This window comes from Lactobacillus amylolyticus DSM 11664 (assembly GCF_000178475.1).
GTDB lineage: Bacteria > Bacillota > Bacilli > Lactobacillales > Lactobacillaceae > Lactobacillus > Lactobacillus amylolyticus.
Genome location: NZ_ADNY01000011.1, coordinates 50,273 through 70,707 on the forward strand (window position 1 = coordinate 50,273; position 20,435 = coordinate 70,707).

Consider the following 20,435-nt stretch of genomic DNA (forward strand, 5'->3'; position numbering starts at 1 on the left):
ACAAGCATATTTATTTAAAAAGGAGACGGCAGCGGTGCGTCGAAAAATACATTATCTGAATTACAATATTTTTATTCCATATTTGCTTTTAGTGATTATGGGTGTGATCTTAGTTTACTCAGCTAGTTCTGACATTTTGTTGCAAAATGGTTTTAAACCTTCAACATATGGAATTAAACAAGCAATTTACGCTGCCGTAGCCTTTTTCATATTTGGAATTCCATTTTTTGCTTTAAAATTGGAAGTTTTCAAGAATAAAAAGTTTGTTATGTACTTCCTGTTGATTAGTTTGGCTATGCTGGCCTTCTTGGTTGGATTAAAAATTGTTAAAGGCTCAAGCGCTGCCGTTAATGGGGCTGTTGGATGGATAAATTTAGGTTTCATTAACTTGCAGCCGCTTGAAGTAGCTAAGCTTTCGCTTGTTCTTTATTTAGCCTATGTCTTAGATCGACGCGATGGCAAATTAGTGAAAGGACATATTTGGTCAAATTTAGTTCACCCTGCTTTAATGACTGCAATTATGATGGCTTTGGTCATCGTTGAACCAGATTTTGGGGGAACAGCAATTTTATTCGTGATTGCATTGGTAATGTTTTCTGTTTCTGGTATTCCAACTTCTCTAGCTATTCGCTGGTTGATTGCAATCGTAATCGCTGTTTTTGCAGTCTTTTTCCTAGTTATTTTCTGGAATCCTAAATTTTTGCAAACCAGTTATCAATTTCAAAGACTACTTTCCTTTTTGCATCCCTTTGAATTGGAACGTAAGGGCGGTGCCCAGTTGGTAAACTCTTATTATGCAATTCATAATGGCGGACTCTTTGGCGTAGGGTTAGGAAACAGTATGGAAAAACGGGGATATTTGCCAGAACCATATACTGATTTCATTTTATCGATTACCGCAGAAGAACTTGGAGTAATTGGAGCTATTCTTATAATTGGATTATTATTTTACTTAATGTGGAATATTATGGAGGTTGGTATCCATGCTACCTCGCAGTTCAACGCTCTAGTTTGCTTCGGTGTCACGACAATTATTTTCACTGAATCACTCTTTAATATCGGTGCTGTAGTTGGTTTATTGCCGATCACGGGGGTTACGCTGCCGTTTATTTCTTATGGTGGTTCATCTATGATTGTTTTGACTTGCTGTATTGCATTAGTACTGAATATTTCAACCAATGAAAAAATTAAGAAGGAGGAAGATGAGACAGTCGCATGAGCATCGATGAAGAATTGAAAGGAGCCGGTTTGCAGCAGCGTACTTGCTTATTGATCTACTTGTACAATGTTGGCGATCAATATAAGCTGAGAAAATATGGCGATATTGTCTATTTTTCTAAGAAGATGAAATATTGCGTACTTTACCTAGATAGTGAAGAAGCAAATAAAGTAAAAAATGAATTGGCTCATTTAGATTTTGTTGAGCGAGTTGAATTTTCTGATGAAGAAGACGTTGATTTAAGCAGCAGTCATATCGAACAGCAGATTGCAGATATGGCTAAAGAAGCTGAGATAAAATTACAATCAAAAAATGAGGATTTGTTGAAGTGAGAATCATATCAGGCAAATATGCAAAGCGTAATTTATTTACTTTAAAAAGTCGAAAAACCAGACCTACTAGTGATAAAGTTAAGGAATCACTTTTTAATTCTTTAGGTCAATTTTTTAACGGCGGTGAAGTACTGGATTTGTATGCGGGCAGTGGAGCATTAGGAATTGAAGCTGTTTCTCGCGGGTATAGTCATGCAACTTTAGTTGATATTAATTACGCTGCTGTTGAGATAATCAAGAAGAACGTTGCTTTAACGAAAGAAGAAGATAAGTTCTCTGTTTTTAAAATGCCAAGCAAAGTGGCATTAAAAAAATTCGCTGAAAGCGGTAAAAAATTTGATTTGGTCTTTTTGGATCCGCCATATGCTAAACAGAAAATGAAGTCCGATATGATTGAGATGCTGAATAATAATCTTTTAAATGAGCGCGCAATTGTTGTTGCCGAAACTGATGATCAAACTATTTTGCCAGAAATCGCTGGTTTTACTTTGATTAAAGACCATCATTTGGGCAAAACCATTGTCAGAATTTACCGAAAGGATTAAATTATGACGATTGCTTTATTTCCAGGAAGTTTTGATCCAATTACTAATGGACATTTGGATGTCGCTAAGAAGGCAGCGACAATGTTTGATAAAGTCTATGTAGTAATTATGACCAATACCAATAAACATTATCTTTTTAATTCGCAAGAACGTACTCAAATGGCTCAGGAAACTCTTAAAGACATCCCCAATATCGAAGTTTTAGCAAAGCCTGACCAATTAACGGTTGATGTTGCCAGGCATTTAAAGGCTTCGGCTATCATTAGGGGAGTCAGAAACACTGAGGATTTTTTATATGAGCAGCAAATAGCAGGGATCAATGAACGACTTAACGATCAAGTTCACACAGTACTGCTGTTTACAGATCCTGAGAATAGTTTTGTTGCTTCAAGCATGATTAAAGAAGTAGCACGATTTAATGGTGATATTGAACAATTTTTGCCTGCTAATGTTGCGGATGCACTTAAAAAGAAATTGAGATGATTTTATGAGTCAATCCAAGAATGATAAGACAAAAAAAGTAAGACGCAATTGGCTGATTGCTATCATTGTTGTCATTCTTTTAGCAATTATCGGCTGTTTGCCAACTAACTATTACATTGAAAGTCCCGGAGAAGTTTTCCCAGTTAGTGAATTTATTAAAACAAATAAGAAAAAAGCAAATAATTTAAACATGGTAACGGTAAGCATCAGTGCGCAACCGGTTAATGTTTTTCAATATTTATGGAGTTTTACTCAGCAATACGATACTCGCGTTCCAAGTAAAGAACTTCTTGGAGGACAGACGAATAGTCAATATGAAGAATTGCAAAATTGGTATATGGAAACGTCTCAGCAGAACGCAATTTATTATGCTGCTAAAAAAGCAGGTTTAAAACCAAAATTGCATTATATTGGCGTTTATGTAATGGCGATTCAAAATAATTCAAGCTTCAAAGGCAAATTGCAAATCGGCGATACGGTTTTAGGTGCTAACGGTCATCGCTTCCATTCAACCAAACAAATGATGACTTATTTAAATAAACAGAAAGTTGGCTCTAAAGTTACAATCACTGTTTTAAGAAACAAAGTAAAAAAGAATTACAGTGGGAAGATTGTCAAATTAAAGAATAGTACGCGTAAAGGTATCGGCATTCAATTAGTAGAGCATTTAACGGTAACAACCAATCCGAAAATTGAAATTAATGCAGGTGCGATCGGCGGTCCAAGTGCTGGATTAATGTTCACGCTTGAAAGTTACGAAATTTTTACTCATCAAAATCTGGCTAAGAATCATAAAATAGCAGGTACTGGTACCATTGATACTACTGGAAAAGTCGGAATTATCGGTGGGGTTGATAAGAAAGTAGTTGCTGCCGATAGAGCGGGGGCAGAAGTATTCTTTGCGCCAACAGATTCAACAGGGGTCAAAAAATCAAATACTAATTATGAAGTAGCCAAAAGAACGGCTAAGCGAATTCACAGTAAGATGAAGATTGTTCCAGTTGCTACTTTTTCAGACGCATTAAACTATCTGAAGAAAAATTATAAATAAAAACAAAAAAAATTAGGCTCAGAAAAAAATTCTGAGCCTTTTTTTCGTATTTAAATAATGGGAGGTAGTTTATGAGTTTTGAAAAAATTAAAAATTGGATTATTGAAAAGAAAAATATTCTATTGATTGTTGGTGCAATTGTAGGCGTCATTTTCTTTTTACAGAAAAATGATCAATCAAATAGCAGCGAAGCTAATACCCTAATGTCTGAACAAGAAAAAAGTTCGAGCAGTTTTAGCAGTGCGGCTTCAAGCAGTTCATCCGTTTCTCAGGCAAGCAGCTATTCTTCATCACAAAATAAAGAAGTTACTTGTGATATTTCTGGTGCTGTAAAGCATCAAGGCGTTTATACCTTAAAAAATGGTGCCAGACTGCAAGAATTGATTGAAGCAGCAGGGGGGTTAAAAAGCAATGCGCAGCTAAAAGCAATAAACAGGGCCATGACTTTAAAGGATCAAGATAAGATTCATATTCCCTATAAGGGTGAAAAAGTAGATCCGGCAACGACCGTTTCTGGGAACAGCACTAGTGAAAAAAATGATGCTTCAAGCAGCAGTTCTAGTGATGGCGAAAAAATAAACATTAATACTGCAAGTGCGGCCGATCTGCAAAAATTAAATGGAATTGGAGAAAAAAGAGCAGAACAAATAATTGCTTATCGTGAACAAAATGGCGATTTTAAGAAGATTGAAGATCTAATGCAGGTCTCAGGAATTGGGGAAAAGACTTTTGCAGCACTCAAAGACCAATTGGCTATTTAATTTGCTTCAGCCAGGATATTTGCTGCTTTTTTGTTTTTTGACCGCCTCGGTTTCAATGCTATTTTTTATAGCTAAAAGCAAGTGTCAGCGAATAATTGTCTGTTTGTTGCTCATATATTTTGGTTATCTGTTATTTAAAAAATATGGACAGAATTTATTAGTCTCAGTGGCTTTTTTAGCGATATTTTTCTTATTTGCATTCAAAAATAGTCAAATTAATGAAGTTTCTTTAAATGAAGATACCGTAGTTAAAGTGTATCCTGATCAAGTTAAGATTAGTGATGACTGGATGTCTGCAACTGGTAGAGTTGGCAAAACTTCAATTTTAATTAGTGGAAAAATTGCCGCGGAACAAAAGCGCTTGCTAGCATCAGGCAAAACAGTACAAATAAATCATTTAAATGGTGAAGTATCTCAAATATTGCCGGCAACAAATTTAGGAGAGGTAGATTATCGCAAATACTATGCCGAAAAGAGAATTACTCAAAAAATAGAATTCAAAAATTGTCAGATGCAGCCGGTCAGCTTCGGCTTCAAGGAAAAGTTGCATCATTTAAGGTTTAATTTGCAACAATATTTTAGCCAGATGCCACCATTGTTGAGCTTTTTTACTAGCGAGTTGCTTTTGGCAGAAAATCCATCTTCTGATAAAACTATTATGAATAATTATCGTGATCTTGGTATCATCCATTTGCTTAGCATTTCAGGATTGCATGTTGGCATTTATACCTTAGTGATCAGTACGATTCTTTATTTACTGAAATTCACTGATCGACAAGTCTTTTTTGTCTGTGTGCTATTTTTATTCATTGGAATTTTCTTAAGTGCTGGACAGGCAGGCTTTGTGCGCGCTAGTTTGACTTATTTGCTGGAAGAAATCTTTTCTTTGCGCAAATGGAAGATTACAGGATTTGATCTCTTAGGATTAACCTGTCTTATACATTTGTTGTTTTTGCCACGTTTATTTATGAGCAGTGGAGCTATTTTAAGTTATATATTAGCTTTTGGTTTGCAATTAACCCAAGATAAGCAGGGACTGATGCAATCCTTTTTAATGAATCTTTTATTGACGCCATTTCTGCTCTTTTTCTTTTTTCAAGTAAATGTGTTAACAATTATTTTTAATAGTTTGGCAATACCATATTTTAATTTTGTGGTGATGCCGGCCTCGTTTTTAAACTTGGTAATTTTTAAGCTAAACCCAAGTTTAAGCTTGAAAATTGAACTGTTGCTAAAGAGTACGGAAGAAATTATTGGAAAAATTTCGCAAACAAAATTAGGATTAATTGTTTTTGGCAAAATTAATTGGTGGGAATGCTTAATAACTGTGCTGATTGCAATTGTTTTGATAGCTTATTTATCGAAGAAGAACGCAAAAAGAAAGTGGAAGCTGAGTTTAGCTGCCGGATTAATGGCTACTTATGGAATGGGTTTTTGCTTAATTCATTTTCCATTAGAAGGTCAGGTTACTTTCATCGATGTTGGACAGGGCGATAGCATTTTAATCACGACGCCATTTCCTAGAAAGGTATATTTGATCGATACCGGGGGAAAGCTTAATTTTTCAGGCAAAAAAATCACCCCGCAAGTGAACCGCATAACTTTGCCTTTATTGAAAGCACAGGGAATTAATCAAATTGATGGCTTGTTTGTTTCCCATCAGGATGCCGATCACGTTGGGGATGTAGGTCCATTGCTGGAGCAAATTAAAGTGAAAAAACTGTATATGGCAAAAGGATTGCTTAATAATCCATCTTTTTGTAAACGAATTGCCGGTAAAACCAGTCAAACCAAGTTGGTTGAATTGCTGGCGGGGATGCAGATCAAAGAACCCAAGATTAATTTTCAGGTAGTATATCCTTTTAAGCCCGGTGAGGGGAAAAATGAAGATTCATTATCGCTGACTTTTGAAGTTGCCCATAAACGCTGGCTTTTTACCGGAGATTTGGGTCAAGATGGTGAAAAGGAAATTGCAGCAAATTATCCATTAAAAGTTGATTATTTCAAACTGGGCCATCATGGGAGCAAAACTTCTTCTAATCCGGATTTTTTGAAAGCAATTTCGCCGAGCATGGTTTTTATTTCGGCAGGCAGAAACAATCGCTTTGGTCATCCGCATCAGGAAACCTTGAGCACATTGCGCAGTTTGCGTATTCCGTGGGCTTCAACACAAGACTGTGGTATGATTAGCTGGTACTATGGCTTTAAAAAGCCTCACTTTGAACGTTTTGTCATGGAGAAAATGGAATGAATTTACTTTCTTTATTTAAGAATACGAATAACAATAATCCGCATACGCTAATATGGGGAGACGATGATTTCCTGAATGATTATTTGGCTCGTTCATATGTAAAAGATGAGCGTTTTGCTTCTTTAGATCATGTAATTGTTGATTGTGAAAATGATGGCCTTGACGAACTGATTGCTGCTTTGACCGAATCAAGCCTTTTTTCCAATCAAAAAATTATTACGGTTAAACAGCCATTCTTTTTAACAACTAAGGTTGCCAAAAAATATCAAAAGCAGCTAAAACAGCTGCAGGATATTTTTTCTCATTTGAAAGAATTGGAAGATGTTGTTGTAATTGTTGCTTCATATGAAAAAATTGACCGGCGTAAAAAATTAACCAAAACAATCATGGGATCATTTAATGTAGTTGAACCCCTTGTTAGACCATATGAGGTAGCAGCAATTGCGAAGGCGCTCATAAAAGCGGAGGGATATACAATTTCTCAGTCTGCGTTGCAGATTTTAGTAGAGCGCAGCGATCAAGTGATGGACACGATCTTAAGTAATTATGAAAAGCTGAAAATGGCTTGTGTGGACAAAAAAATCACAGAAGAAGCCGTTAAAACGAATGTTGATCTATCGCTAGCTCAAAATATTTTTGCAATTCTAGAGGCAGCCTTAAATCATAACTATCAAGAAGCAATTATCAGATTAAATGATCAGTTGCGCGAAGGTACGAATGCAATTCAATTGCTGGCTGTTTTTGAAAATCAAATCGAACTTCTACTGGTTGTAAAAATTTTGGCAAAACGAGGAAGAAGCGAACCGCAAATAGTTAAAGAATTAGGCGTACATCCATATCGAGTTAAGCTCGCACTTAGAAGCCGGATTCAAATTAACAAATTAGAAAATCTTTTAGCAGAGGCAATTAAGCTGGAATATAACTATAAAAATGGAAATTATCATGACGATAACTTTATTAAAATGTATATTTTGAATGTTTAGAAATAAAAAAAGAAGGCCAGGGGCGTTAACCTCTGACCTTCTTTTGGTTTTTAATTACTTAGCTAATTTGCTCAAACGACTCTTATCACGAGAAGCTTTGTTCTTGTGGATCAAACCCTTTGAAACGGCCTTGTCCAAAGCCTTTTCTGCTTCTATGCGTAACTTGGAGGCGTCTTCTTCGCCAGCTTCTGCGGCAGCCTTGAACTTCTTAACAGCAGTTCTTAACTTGTTTAATTGAGCAGCATTACGTTTGTTAGCAGCGTTTTGAGTTTTAACACGCTTAATAGCTGATTTAATTTGTGGCATCAAATTCACCTCCGGATAATGACTTTTTACTTAATTGATTATACTTAAGAATAAAGCTCGATGCAAGGTAAATTATACTTGCTTTTTAAAAAAATAATTGTATCATAGTAAATGTTGTGAACCATTGACGCTGTTTTTTTGCTCACACCTGACGATTAACGTTGTCAATGGCAATTATTTTTAATTTTTGAAAGGTGAAAATTTATGGCAATTTCAAAAGAAAAGAAAGACCAACTTATTAAAGAATACGCAACCCACGAAGGTGACACTGGTTCTGTTGAAGTACAAGTTGCACTTTTAACTGAAGATATCAATAACTTGACTGATCACATGAAGAGTCACAAGCATGACCACCACTCATACGTTGGTTTGCTTAAGAAGATTGGTCACCGTCGTAACTTGCTTCGTTACTTACAAGATAACGATCTTGACCGTTACCGTGCATTGATCAAGAAGTTAGGTTTGCGTCGTTAATCTTAACTTTAGAAAATCATAGAAAGCTAGTCCTTTTGGGACTAGCTTTCTTGTTTTTGTCATCTATATATCTTTTATGCTAAAATTAATAAATACTATAAGTTCGTTTTGATCGTAAGATCCTTAAAAATGAAAAATCACAAATTAAATAAAGAGAAAAGGAAGTAAAATGGCTGATCAAATTAAAATTATGATTTTGAGTGGCGTACGTGAACAAGGAAAGGATATGTTCGCTGTTCAAGTCAACGATGAAATATTTGTTTTAGATGCGGGATTAAAGTACCCAGATAGTTCTTTATTCGGGATTGATGTTGTAATTCCTGATTTAGACTTCTTTGAGCAATATGGTGACCGGGTTGCAGGAATTTTCTTAACTCACGGTCATGCTGATTCAATTGGAGCACTGCCTTATATTTTGCGCAAATATGATATTCCTGTCTTCGGTTCACAATTGACGATTGAATTAGCAAAAATCGACGTTAAGCGCGAGAATAAAAAGCTTAAAAATAGTCTGTTTCATGTCATTGATGCTCATACTGAAATTGATTTCAAAAATGCCAGCATCTCATTTTTCCATACAACGCACTCAATTGCTGACTCATTGGGAATTGTTGTTCATACTCCTGCCGGTGAAGTGGTTTATACAGGTGACTTTAAATTTGATCCATCCGCAGCACCAAATTATCGGACCGATATGGATCGCTTGGCTGAAATTGAAACTAAACATGTTTTGGCATTATTAAGCGATTCCTCTAATGCAGAAGCTTGGTTCCCAAGTGCATCGGAACAGGATTTGGAAAAATACGTAACCGATGTCTTTAGAAACGCTAAAGGTCGAATTATTGTTGCAGCTAAGGCTTCAAACCTTAATAGAGTGCAAGAAGTACTCAATGCGGCAGCTGCTACAGGTCGAAGAGTGCTTTTAACTGGCCGTGATTTTGCTAAAATCGTTCGGACAGCTATGAAATTAGGTTATCTCGATGTTCCTGATGGCCTTTTAATGAGAGTAAAAGACCTTAAGACAACACCTGATGATAAGACAGTTATTTTGGAAACCGGTCGGATGGGTGATCCTTTGAATTCATTGCAAAAAATGGCAAATAAGCGCCACAGTATGATTCGAATTCATAAAGGAGATTTGGTCTTTATTGCTACGACACCATCACACGCCGTTGAGACAATGGTGGCTGAAACTAGCGATATGGTTTACCGTGCAGGCGGAACAGTAATTCAGCTTGGTCGTGATAAGCATACTAGCGGCCACGCAACTGGAAGAGATTTGCAACTGCTAATCGATATTCTTAAGCCTGATTTCTTATTCCCAGTTATTGGTGAATATCGTTTAATGGAAATTCATAAGAACTTGGCAATTAAGACAGGAATGAAGAAAGAAGACGTCTTTATTTCTAAGAACGGCGATTGCTATAATTATGATTTCAAGAAAAAGCGCTTCTATTTAACTGATCCGGTTCCTGGTGAGGATACTATGATTGATGGTTCCGGAGTAGGTGACGTAGGTAATATTGTTTTACGTGATCGTGAAATCTTATCAGACGATGGTATTTTTCTTGCGGTTGTAACAATTGACCGCAAGAAGGAAAAGATTGTGGCTAGACCTCAAGTAACCAGTCGCGGATTTGTTTATATCAAGGCAAATCATAAGTTAATGCACGATTCAATTGAAGTTATTGAGAAAGCAATCAACAATAACTTTGAACATAAGAAGTTTGATTGGACTGAATTAAAGCAAGATGTAAGAAATGATCTTGAAAAGTTCTTGTACAAGCAAACAAATCTACGCCCTGTAGTTTTGCCGGTTGTGATGGAAGTCAACCAAAATCGCCACCGTGCTATGCAGAAGCTTAAAGAAAATAAGACGGATAACAATACGCAAGGTGAGAATGGCACACCAAATAAGCGTAAGAATTCTCGTAGTTCACAAAATCATAAAGCCGTTAAACCAAGAAAATGGAAAATAGTTAAAAAGAATTCTAAGCCAACAAAGGAAACGAAGGATAATTAATGACGACGTTGAGCCAAAAAAACTTGTTAAAGTTAGCTCAGGAAGATGAAGAAAAGGGCCAGATTTCTAATGCTATTCAACTTTTGGAAGAAGCATTGTCTTATGGTCGTTCGTCAGAAATTGTGATGTCGCTATGTCGGCTGTATCGCAAAAATAACCAAGAAGATCAGGCATACACCCTAATAAAGGAAGAACCTGATCTTTTTTCTGAGCCAGAAATATTTGAAGAATACAATAAAATCTTAGCAGCCAACCATTATTTGATTGAAGCATTACAAATTGAGAATCTTTTAGGCAAAAAAATGCCAATCAAAGTTTTTCCGGAAAAGTTAGATGCTCAGAATAATTTGATGCAGAAATTCAAAAGTAAAAAAGAAGTCAGTCAGTTTGATTACCAAAGCTTGCTTAAACTGGATTTGGTTAATTATAAAAATTTTGCTCAAAGTCTTTTACTAGACCCAACGCAGAATTTCGCTGTTAGACTTTGTTTATGCGAAGATTTTGTTAGATTAGGAATAAGCGATAGAATTCAAGTTTGGGCCCTTGGACAAGTCGAAGAATTCATTCCCAAAGAAACAGAGCTTTTAGAAAAAACAACGGTTTATCGTGAAGTTATCGGCGGAATCGGGGATCGCTTTAGAAACAATCCAAGTCAACTGCCATTAATGTTAGGCGAAACAAACATCGTGTTAGGCAGTCTTTACCCTAAACTGAACAAATATATTAAAGATACGGATAGCTTTACTAGCGATTTGATTTCGTATCTTGAAACTAAGGACGGTCGAACACATCAGAAACTTCTTGACCGCGTTTATGCAAATTTACCAAAATAATTTTTGCAAAAAGGTTTACTTTTTAAATCTATTTAGTATAATTAGCTAAGGTTGTTTTCATTAGGGCATAGCACTAGCATTTTTTACTAGGCATTTGCCGATGAAAGTAGTACAATATTCAACAGAGAATTATCCGTTAACTTATCTCAACGGACTTCTTGCAAATTTACAGGAGGGTCATTTTAATGGCAGAAAAAGAACATTATGTTAGAACTAAGCCACACGTAAACATTGGTACTATCGGTCACGTTGACCACGGTAAGACTACTTTGACAGCAGCTATCACTACTGTTTTGGCAAAAAAAGGTCTGGCAAAAGCTGAAGACTATCACCAAATCGATGCTGCTCCAGAAGAAAAGGAACGTGGTATTACTATTAACACCGCCCACGTAGAATACGAAACTGAATATCGTCACTACGCTCACATGGACGCTCCAGGTCACGCCGACTACATCAAGAACATGATTACTGGTGCTGCACAAATGGATGGTGCCATCTTGGTTGTTGCCGCAACTGATGGTCCAATGCCACAGACTCGTGAGCACATCTTGCTTGCTCGTCAGGTTGGTGTTCAATACATCGTTGTATTCTTGAACAAGTGTGATTTGGTTGATGATCCAGAACTTATCGACTTGGTGGAAATGGAAGTTCGTGACTTGTTAACTGAGTACGATTACCCTGGTGACGACATTCCAGTTGTTCGTGGTTCAGCTTTGAAGGCTTTACAAGGTGACAAGGAAGCTCAAGATCAAATCTTGAAGTTGATGGAAGTTGTTGATGAATACATCCCAACTCCAGAACGTCAAACTGATAAGCCATTCTTGATGCCAGTTGAAGACGTATTTACTATTACTGGTCGTGGTACTGTTGCTTCTGGTCGTATTGACCGTGGTACTGTTAAGATCGGTGACGAAGTTGAAATCGTTGGTTTGGTAGACAAGGTTCTTAAGTCAGTTGTTACTGGTTTGGAAATGTTCCACAAGACTTTGGACGTGGGTGAAGCCGGCGATAACGTTGGTATCTTACTTCGTGGTATTAACCGTGACCAAGTTGTTCGTGGTCAAGTATTGGCTGCACCTGGCTCAATTAAAACCCACAAGGAATTCAAGGGTCAAGTTTATATCTTGAAGAAAGAAGAAGGTGGACGTCACACCCCATTCTTCTCAGATTACCGTCCACAATTCTACTTCCACACCACTGATATCACTGGTGAAATCGAATTGCCAGAAGGTACTGAAATGGTTATGCCTGGTGATAACACAGAATTTACTGTTAAGTTAATCAAGCCAGCTGCCATCGAAAAGGGTACTAAGTTCACTATTCGTGAAGGTGGTCGTACCGTTGGTGCTGGTCAGGTTACTGAAATCCTTGACTAATTTCTAACGATATAGCAAAAAGATGTACTTCTGGAAAGAAGTGCATCTTTTTTTGCTCAAAATTTGTTTTTTGTTTCCTTTTAAGGTAAGATAACTTAGTATGCAAGTAGCAAACTCAAACTTGACATTGGAGGTATTTAATTAATGTCTGTAAAATGGGAAAAAACCGGTAAGACAACCGGCGAACTTACTTTTGATATTTCACAAGATGAAATTAAATTAGGTTTAGACCAAGCATTTAGAAGAGTTAAAAAGAATTTGCGTGTTCCTGGTTTTAGAAAAGGTCACGTATCACGTGTAATCTTTGATCAATACTATGGTGAAGAAGCTTTATACGAAGACGCTTTAAACATTGTTTTGCCAAATGCTTATGCTGCTGCTGTAAAAGAAGCTAAGATTAAAGCAGTTGGTCAACCACAAATTCAAGCCGTATCAATGGATAAGGGTAAGGATTGGACTATGAAAGCTATCGTTTCAGTTCAACCAGAAGTTAAATTAGGTGACTACAAGGGTCTTGAAGTTCCTAAGCAAAACACCCGTGTTTATGCAAAAGATATCGATGCCGAACTCAACAAGCGTCGTGAACAAAATGCTGAACTTGTTCTTAAGAAAGACAAAGCAGCTAAAGGTGATACTGTAACTATCGACTACAAAGGTACTATCGATGGTAAGGCTTTTGAAGGTGGCTCAGCACAAAACTACTCACTTGAATTAGGTTCAGGTGCATTTATTCCTGGCTTTGAAGATCAACTTATTGGTCACAAAGCAGGTGATGAAGTTGATGTTGTTGTAACTTTCCCTAAGGATTACGGTGCTAAGGATTTAGCAGGTAAAGAAGCACACTTTGCTACTAAGTTACACGAAGTTAAGTCAAAGCAACTTCCTAAGTTGGATGATGAGTTTGCAAAAGACGTTGATGATTCTGTAGATACTCTTGATGATTTGAAGGCTAAGATCAAGAAGAACTTAAAGGATCAAAAAGAAAAGGAAGCTAAGAATGCTATCCAACAAGCCGCTGTTGAAGCAGCTGTAAAGAATGCTGAAATCGACGAAATTCCTGATGCAATGATCCAAGAAGACATTGATACTCAATTGAGACAATACTTGGGCAACATGCAACGTCAAGGTATTGATCCACAAACTTATTACAAGTTGACTAATACCAACGAATCACAATTGCGTGCACAATTTGCTAAGGATGCTGCTGAAAGAGTTAAGATCAACTTAGTCTTAGAAACTATTGCTGATAAGGAAAACTTTAAGGCTACGAAGGAAGAAATTGATAAAGAAATCAAGGATCTTGCTAAGGAATACAACATGGATGAAAAGACTGTTCGCAACACTTTAAGTGACGATATGTTAAGCCATGATATTACTGTTCGCAAGGCTATGGACTTAGTTACTGACAGCGCAAAGCAAGTTGCAAAGTCAAAATTTAAGGAAGAAAAAAAGTCTGATAAATAATTATTGATTTTTTAATAATAAAAAGGCGGCTGCTAGACAGTCGCCTTTTTATTTTCAATGAGCAAAAATTCTTTATTATCTCAGTATTTATGATAACCTTGAATCTGTAGATAATAGGAGGATGGAATTTTATGGCAACTCAGTTTACTGATCAAGAAGAAGTCAAATGTTCTTTTTGTGGTAAAACTCAAGATCAAGTTAAAAAAATGATTGCTGGCAACGGCGTTTATATTTGTAATGAATGTGTTACTTTGTCAAAGAAAATTATTGACGATGAATTAAAAGCTGATGTGGTTAAAGAAGCAAAAGAACTTCCTAAACCAATGGATATCAAAAAACAACTGGATGATTATGTTATTGGACAAGATCACACTAAAAGGGTCTTATCAGTCGCTGTGTACAATCATTACAAGCGAATAGGGCAAATGGATATTGATTCATCAACACAGCTCCAGAAGTCTAATATTGCCCTTATTGGGCCAACTGGTTCAGGGAAAACATATTTGGCTCAAACTTTAGCTAAAATATTGATTGTTCCTTTTGCTATTGCAGATGCAACTACCTTGACTGAAGCTGGTTATGTTGGTGAAGATGTTGAAAATATCTTGCTTAAATTATTGCAAAATGCGGATTACGACATTGAAAGTGCCCAAAGAGGAATTATTTATATCGACGAAATTGATAAGATCTCTAAAAAGGCTGAAAATGTCTCAATTACTCGTGATGTATCTGGCGAAGGGGTTCAACAGTCTTTATTGAAGATTTTGGAAGGTACTATTGCTTCTGTTCCGCCACAAGGTGGCAGAAAACACCCACAGCAAGAAATGATTAGAATGGATACTACCAATATTCTATTCATCGTCGGTGGAGCTTTTGATGGTATTGAACAGATCGTTAAAAATCGTTTGGGTAAAAAGACAATCGGTTTTGGCGCAGAAAACGAAGTTAACAAAATTGACGCAGATGATTGGACCCATTATTTAACTACCGGTGACTTGGTAAAATTCGGCATGATTCCAGAATTTATTGGACGTATTCCAGTGATTTCCACTTTAGATAAGTTGGATAGTGATGATTTGGTAAGGATCCTAACTGAGCCTAAGAACGCTTTAGTTAAACAATACCAAAAACTCCTTTCACTTGATGATGTTCAACTTACTTTCACTGATGGTGCTTTGCATGCAATTGCTGACCTTGCAATTGAACGTAATATGGGGGCCCGTGGATTAAGAACGATTATTGAAAATGCCTTAATAGATATCATGTATCGGACTCCAAGTGAAAATGACATTGAAAAGGTTGAAGTAACAAAGGATGTCATTACTCGTCATGCGCAACCGCGAATCACCCGCAGAAAAGATGAAGAGCAGGAACAAAAGGCAAGTACAAATGAAAATTAATAGTAGTGAATATGCTGTTAGTGCAGTAAGAGAAGACCAATACCCTAAAGATGATTTGCCTGAAATTGCCTTAGCTGGCCGTTCTAACGTAGGAAAGTCCAGCTTGATCAATACTCTAGTAAATCGCAAAAACTTGGCTAGAACCTCTTCTCAACCTGGTAAAACGCAAACTTTGAACTTCTATCTGGTTAACAAATCGTTTTACCTTGTAGATGTGCCTGGCTATGGTTATGCAAAAGTTTCGCAAAAAAAGCGTCAAGAATTTGGCGAAATGATTCAAGATTATTTGGAGACTAGAGCTAATTTAAAGGGATTGATCATTTTAGTTGATAGTAGGCATGTACCTAGCAAAGATGACCAATCGATGTATGAATACGCGCAATATTTAAATTTACCGATTTTGGTTGTTTGTACGAAAATCGATAAACTTAAAAAGAGTCAACTTACTAAGGTAAAAGCTAATTTAAAGAAAGTTTTTGATCTTTCTTATGATAATGTATCGGTTCTAACTTTCAGTTCGGTCACAAAAACTCATGTAACTGAATTAGGCGATTGGATACAAGAAAAAATTGCAGAATAAAGAACACTTGAGACTGTTAAAGTTTCAAGTGTTTTTTTAACGATGATTCTTAGGCATTTTTTTACGTTGAGCAAGGAGTTCGCCGATTAATTTGAAGAAACCGTAAGCAATGAGCAATATTCCTAATATAATGACTGATTGGCGCGTAAAGTAGCGGGGATTAACGATAATGATAATACCGATTGCAAAAGCAACTACGGATTCGATTGCGACGATAATTTTTCTAAAAATTCCAGTGATTCGGTGTAAAATTATTTGCCGTAAACGTACGTAAGAATAGATAACTAAAAATGTTCCAAGGAAGTAGTGTGCTAAAAACAGCATTACTTGATTATTGGAAATTAGGGCAACGGACAATGCAAAAACAAAAAGCCAACTAATAATGAAAAAACGCTTCTGTTTTTGTTTTAAATTAGAATTTGCAGTTGATAAAATTTGATACGCACTAAAACCGATTCCGGCCACAGCCACTAAAGACCCAAATGCTTGGAGTGAATACTGTGGTGCAGTTATCGTAATAATTCCCAAAATCAGTATGATCCAACCAATGATTGAGTCAACAGTAAATAAAATTCTAGGAATACCGCGACTTTTAAGTGATTGCCAAATAGCTGAGAATAAATTGCCAAAAACAAACCGAGTTCGTCTTGATGAATTGGTAAATGACAATAAAATAGCACCAAAACCGCCAAAGCCATTCTTGCTCAATTGATTGATTTTAGTAGCACCGCTGGCACCTAGTGCAGCGAACAAATCATTGGTCAACGATTCTCTTTCAGGCAGAGTTGCGTCACCAATCCAGTCGTTAATTAGTTGATTGTAAATCCGTGATTGCGGATTGCGGTGATTTTTGGTTACAAAATGTGAACCGGTAATCTCCCAACTAAAAGCATCATGCTGACTTAAAGTTTTTCTAGAAGAGCCAACAATTGTAGGTTCAATATTCTCTGGTTCGAATAGTCGGCCAATAATACTAAATTCGGGAACATATCTTTTCAATTTCTTTTGCAAAAACTTAACTGGGACCTGTGCGCCAACTTCTTTGGCAATTCCTGGTGAATCAAAGGTGTAAATTGAGACAATCCGTTTGCGAAACTTAGGCTCAATATTGAGTGCCGCATATTCTGCCAAATTGCCACCTTTAGAGTGACCACCCAACAAATATGTCAGTTGGTCGCTTTTCATGATTCTTTCCAGATAGGATTTGGCCTGTTTTTGAGCAATTGTTGTTTTAAAACTAATCTCAAAATCTTCTTTCCAACCTACGAGTGAATCATCAGTACCGCGAAAAGCAATAAAATTAATTCCGTTTTCCAGTTGAATTTTAACGGCGCTAAATTGGGTTTGATCAGTTAAAGTATCGATAAAGTAGGATAATTTTGCATTTTTAAACCGATTTGCTTCTACCATTAGTTTTAAAAGCTGTTGATAGTAAATGTGGTCTTCTTTTGCGTTCTCTTTTGCAAAATAACTCTTTGCAGCATCAGATACAGTAATTTCTTTTTTATCATTTGAAACGATGCCATTCAAATTCAAGTAGGAAAAAACGGATAAAACCAAGGCATCAATTTCATTAAAAGGAGATTTTTCTAGATCAATATCGCCCCGCCATTTTAAGTATGAAAAAACATTGTTATCAGGGAACATCACATCTTCTCCAATCTAAATAATCTATTTCAATTTTAACTTAATTAGAAAAATAAGTTCATAAAAACGAACCAGCTGAAGAAAATTTATAAATTAATAACATAATAGATTTTTACTATTTTTTTAGGACAAAAAATTGATATAATGACAGCAACAAACATTTTTGGGAGGAAGAATATTTGATTACAGTTACCGACTTGAGCCTGATTTTATCAGGCAAGACTTTATATGAAGACGTTAATTTGAAATTTACGCCAGGCAACTGCTACGGAGTAATTGGTGCTAATGGTGCCGGTAAATCAACTTTTTTAAAGCTGCTGGAAGGCAAGATCGAACCTTCAACAGGGACAATCACGATTGATGCAAATGAAAGAATGTCCAGCCTCAACCAGGATCACTTTGCTTTTGATAACTTTACTGTTCTGGATACGGTTATCCAAGGCCATCAAGAATTATACCGAGTAATGAAGGAAAAAGATGCTTTATACAGCAAACCTGATTTTAGCGATGAGGATGGGGTTAAGGCTGCTGAATTGGAAAGCAAATTTGCGGAACTAGACGGTTGGAATGCGGAAGCTGATGCTGCAAAATTATTGCAATCGATGAATATTCCCGAAAAAGATTATCAAAGTCTAATGAAGGATCTTCCTGAAGCGGAAAAAGTTAAAGTTCTGCTAGCACAAGCATTATTTGGCAACCCGGATATTTTGCTTTTAGATGAACCGACTAATGGGCTGGACGTGCATACCGTCGAATGGCTAGAAAATTTTTTAGCGGATTATCCTAATATTGTGATTGTCGTGTCACACGATCGTCATTTCTTAAATCAGGTTTGTACCGAAATTTGTGATGTTGATTTTGGCAAAATTCAGTTGTATGTGGGCAATTATGATTTTTGGTATGAATCAAGCAAATTAGCGGCAGAACTTGCAGCGAATCAAAATGCCAAAAAAGAAGAAAAGATCAAGGAACTGCAAGAATTCGTTGCCCGTTTTTCAGCTAATGCTTCTAAGTCACGGCAGGCCACTTCACGAAAAAAGCAATTAGAGAAGATAACATTAGATGATATTCGTCCATCTTCTCGTAAATACCCGTTTGTTAAGTTTGAACTGCATCGTGATTTGGGCAATGATTTATTAAAAGTAGAAGATGTTTCTTACAGTGTAGATGGTAAGGAAATTTTAGATCATGTTTCTTTTATCATTCGTCCAGGTGACAAAGTGGCATTTCTTTCACGCAATACTTTGGCTATAACAGCATTAATGGAGATTATTGCTGGCAAGGTTAAACCCGATACAGGAACTGTGAATTGGGGTCAAACAACATCATTTAATTACATGGCACGTGATTTAAATGCCAACTTTAATAACGATGAGTTAACAATTCTTGATTGGCTACGACAATATGCAAATAAAGAACAAAATGATAATACTTTTTTGCGTGGCTTCTTAGGAAGAATGCTTTTTAGCGGAGATGAAATCGAGAAAAAGATTAGGATCCTTTCTGGAGGAGAAAAAGTTCGTTGTCAATTATCCAGAATGATGCTTCAACCAGCTAATGTCTTGATTATGGACGATCCAACCAATCATTTGGATCTTGAATCCATCACTTCACTGAACGATGCGCTAAAGACTTATCCAGGTTCAATTCTCTTTACTTCACATGATCATGAGTTTATTCAAACGATTGCTGATCATATTATCGAAGTGGGACCGAAGAGCTTGGTAAATCGAGCAGAAACAACTTACGATGAATTCATTAATCGCCCTGAAATTCAGGAACAAGTAGATAAAATTTATTAGTAAAAAAGAGGTCTCGCCAGAGAACTCTTTTTTACTTTTTATCAGCTTTATCTGATTTCTTTTCGTCTTTTTCTTCTTTTTTGCGCTTGTTCATTGGTGACTTTTTAGGATCTGGAACAACTGCAAATTTATCAAGCATCTTATTCAAGTTGTTTGGATTATCAAAAGTTAAGCCCATGGGTATCATCCTTTCTGCAATTATTATAAAAAATTTTGCTGATTTATACCAGGAAAAGACTAAATTTACCATAATTGATTTACTTATATACATAAATATCTTACAATTAAATCGTGATATAGATATTACAGATAGATCTATAAAAATGAATCTAAGATAGGCTTCGGCCTATCTTTTTTTGAGGTAAAAATGAGAGTCACGTATTTCTTTATTGCAGTTGCCGTAATTGCGTTAATTTTTATTCTTTTTCGCTCAGAAAATAAGTTTCAGTGGGTGAAGGCTGGATTGCTTTTTGCCTTTTTGATTTTGTTTAGTACTATCAATTTTTTGCTCTTTTTTTCTAATCAGCTATTTGCTGATCAATGATTATGACGATTTTCATGTTTATTTAGGAAATTTGTTTTTGCTGCCGGCTTTATTCGTAATTCTATCAGGAATCTTGCTTTACTGGGGGATGAGGCTAGCTAGTCGTTTCTTCAAGTTTTCGGCAACGACATTGACCTTAATTGAATATTATATTCAGTGGTGCTTGATTTATGTGACAGTGTATCAGGCAATATTTTCCAATATCAAAAGGATTTCTACGAATTGCTCAATTCATAAAAGTAGGGAATTTTCTGGATCCGAATCTGATTGTCGTAATTGTTTTACTGTCATTCATTTCGGCCTGGATTGGTATTATTTTATATAAAAAGCATAGCAAATTAATATAAAAAAAGGATTGGAG

At 36.2% G+C, this 20,435-nt stretch carries 19 protein-coding genes and 1 pseudogene; 17 read left to right on the forward strand and 3 right to left on the reverse strand.

What is annotated here, in order from left to right; genetic code table 11:
• The first annotated feature begins 34 nt into the window (after window positions 1-34).
• From HMPREF0493_RS01305 to holA, 8 genes are all read left to right on the forward strand, one after another.
• Window positions 35-1,219, forward strand: coding sequence for an FtsW/RodA/SpoVE family cell cycle protein (locus tag HMPREF0493_RS01305; protein ID WP_040456838.1), 1,185 nt, complete (start codon window positions 35-37; stop codon window positions 1,217-1,219).
• A complete protein-coding gene (locus HMPREF0493_RS01310; RefSeq protein ID WP_006351444.1) occupies window positions 1,216-1,551 on the forward strand; it encodes a DUF2129 domain-containing protein in 336 nt (111 codons plus the stop codon). The genes HMPREF0493_RS01305 and HMPREF0493_RS01310 overlap by 4 nt, the downstream gene beginning before the upstream one ends.
• Window positions 1,548-2,096 carry a 16S rRNA (guanine(966)-N(2))-methyltransferase RsmD gene (rsmD, locus tag HMPREF0493_RS01315; RefSeq protein ID WP_006351445.1) on the forward strand — a complete coding sequence of 183 codons (549 nt, stop codon included), beginning with the start codon at window positions 1,548-1,550 and terminating at the stop codon, window positions 2,094-2,096. Before HMPREF0493_RS01310 ends, rsmD begins: the two co-directional genes overlap by 4 nt.
• A gap of 3 nt (window positions 2,097-2,099) precedes the next feature.
• Window positions 2,100-2,579: a pantetheine-phosphate adenylyltransferase gene (gene coaD / locus HMPREF0493_RS01320; RefSeq protein WP_006351446.1), complete on the forward strand. Its 480-nt coding sequence runs from the start codon at window positions 2,100-2,102 to the stop codon at window positions 2,577-2,579.
• A gap of 4 nt (window positions 2,580-2,583) precedes the next feature.
• Complete coding sequence (locus HMPREF0493_RS01325) at window positions 2,584-3,630, forward strand: SepM family pheromone-processing serine protease (protein WP_006351447.1); 1,047 nt, start codon at window positions 2,584-2,586, stop codon at window positions 3,628-3,630.
• 71 nt (window positions 3,631-3,701) lie between these two features.
• Complete coding sequence (locus tag HMPREF0493_RS01330; protein ID WP_006351448.1) at window positions 3,702-4,391, forward strand: ComEA family DNA-binding protein; 690 nt, start codon at window positions 3,702-3,704, stop codon at window positions 4,389-4,391.
• Entirely contained in the window at window positions 4,360-6,642 is a 2,283-nt protein-coding gene (locus tag HMPREF0493_RS01335) for a DNA internalization-related competence protein ComEC/Rec2 (protein ID WP_040456841.1), read from the forward strand. The genes HMPREF0493_RS01330 and HMPREF0493_RS01335 overlap by 32 nt, the downstream gene beginning before the upstream one ends.
• Complete coding sequence (gene holA / locus HMPREF0493_RS01340; RefSeq protein WP_006351450.1) at window positions 6,639-7,625, forward strand: DNA polymerase III subunit delta; 987 nt, start codon at window positions 6,639-6,641, stop codon at window positions 7,623-7,625. The genes HMPREF0493_RS01335 and holA overlap by 4 nt, the downstream gene beginning before the upstream one ends.
• A 54-nt stretch (window positions 7,626-7,679) precedes the next feature.
• On the opposite strand, the gene rpsT is transcribed toward holA, so the two are convergent.
• Window positions 7,680-7,931 carry a 30S ribosomal protein S20 gene (rpsT, locus tag HMPREF0493_RS01345; RefSeq protein ID WP_006351451.1) on the reverse strand — a complete coding sequence of 84 codons (252 nt, stop codon included), beginning with the start codon at window positions 7,929-7,931 and terminating at the stop codon, window positions 7,680-7,682.
• 204 nt (window positions 7,932-8,135) lie between these two features.
• Here rpsT and rpsO point away from each other — a divergent pair, with 204 nt between their 5' ends.
• From rpsO to yihA, 7 genes are all read left to right on the forward strand, one after another.
• Window positions 8,136-8,405: a 30S ribosomal protein S15 gene (rpsO, locus tag HMPREF0493_RS01350; RefSeq protein ID WP_006351452.1), complete on the forward strand. Its 270-nt coding sequence runs from the start codon at window positions 8,136-8,138 to the stop codon at window positions 8,403-8,405.
• Between the two features lie 169 nt (window positions 8,406-8,574).
• The gene (locus HMPREF0493_RS01355) at window positions 8,575-10,428 is read left to right on the forward strand and encodes a ribonuclease J (protein ID WP_006351453.1); all 1,854 of its coding nucleotides are present in this window, start codon (window positions 8,575-8,577) and stop codon (window positions 10,426-10,428) included.
• On the forward strand, window positions 10,428-11,261 hold the full coding sequence (locus HMPREF0493_RS01360) for a hypothetical protein (RefSeq protein ID WP_006351454.1): 834 nt from the start codon (window positions 10,428-10,430) through the stop codon (window positions 11,259-11,261). The genes HMPREF0493_RS01355 and HMPREF0493_RS01360 overlap by 1 nt, the downstream gene beginning before the upstream one ends.
• Before the next feature lie 185 nt (window positions 11,262-11,446).
• Window positions 11,447-12,637 (forward strand): elongation factor Tu, encoded by a 1,191-nt coding sequence (gene tuf / locus HMPREF0493_RS01365; protein WP_006351455.1) that lies wholly within the window; start codon window positions 11,447-11,449, stop codon window positions 12,635-12,637.
• Between the two features lie 144 nt (window positions 12,638-12,781).
• A complete protein-coding gene (gene tig / locus HMPREF0493_RS01370; RefSeq protein WP_006351456.1) occupies window positions 12,782-14,101 on the forward strand; it encodes a trigger factor in 1,320 nt (439 codons plus the stop codon).
• 131 nt (window positions 14,102-14,232) lie between these two features.
• A complete protein-coding gene (clpX, locus tag HMPREF0493_RS01375; RefSeq protein ID WP_006351457.1) occupies window positions 14,233-15,501 on the forward strand; it encodes an ATP-dependent Clp protease ATP-binding subunit ClpX in 1,269 nt (422 codons plus the stop codon).
• Window positions 15,491-16,081, forward strand: a complete 591-nt coding sequence (gene yihA, locus HMPREF0493_RS01380) for a ribosome biogenesis GTP-binding protein YihA/YsxC (protein ID WP_006351458.1) — start codon at window positions 15,491-15,493, stop codon at window positions 16,079-16,081. The genes clpX and yihA overlap by 11 nt, the downstream gene beginning before the upstream one ends.
• A 36-nt stretch (window positions 16,082-16,117) precedes the next feature.
• On the opposite strand, the gene HMPREF0493_RS01385 is transcribed toward yihA, so the two are convergent.
• Window positions 16,118-17,728, reverse strand: coding sequence for an Mbeg1-like protein (locus tag HMPREF0493_RS01385; RefSeq protein ID WP_006351459.1), 1,611 nt, complete (start codon window positions 17,726-17,728; stop codon window positions 16,118-16,120).
• Window positions 17,729-17,907: 179 nt separating this feature from the next.
• Between HMPREF0493_RS01385 and HMPREF0493_RS01390 the strand changes: the two genes are divergently transcribed.
• Window positions 17,908-19,530: an ABC-F family ATP-binding cassette domain-containing protein gene (locus HMPREF0493_RS01390; protein WP_006351460.1), complete on the forward strand. Its 1,623-nt coding sequence runs from the start codon at window positions 17,908-17,910 to the stop codon at window positions 19,528-19,530.
• Between the two features lie 31 nt (window positions 19,531-19,561).
• On the opposite strand, the gene HMPREF0493_RS08810 is transcribed toward HMPREF0493_RS01390, so the two are convergent.
• A complete protein-coding gene (locus tag HMPREF0493_RS08810; RefSeq protein WP_164476934.1) occupies window positions 19,562-19,708 on the reverse strand; it encodes an SPJ_0845 family protein in 147 nt (48 codons plus the stop codon).
• Window positions 19,709-19,897: 189 nt separating this feature from the next.
• Here HMPREF0493_RS08810 and HMPREF0493_RS08925 point away from each other — a divergent pair.
• Window positions 19,898-20,421, forward strand: a pseudogene (locus HMPREF0493_RS08925) (SA1002 family membrane protein).
• Window positions 20,422-20,435: the final 14 nt, after the last annotated feature.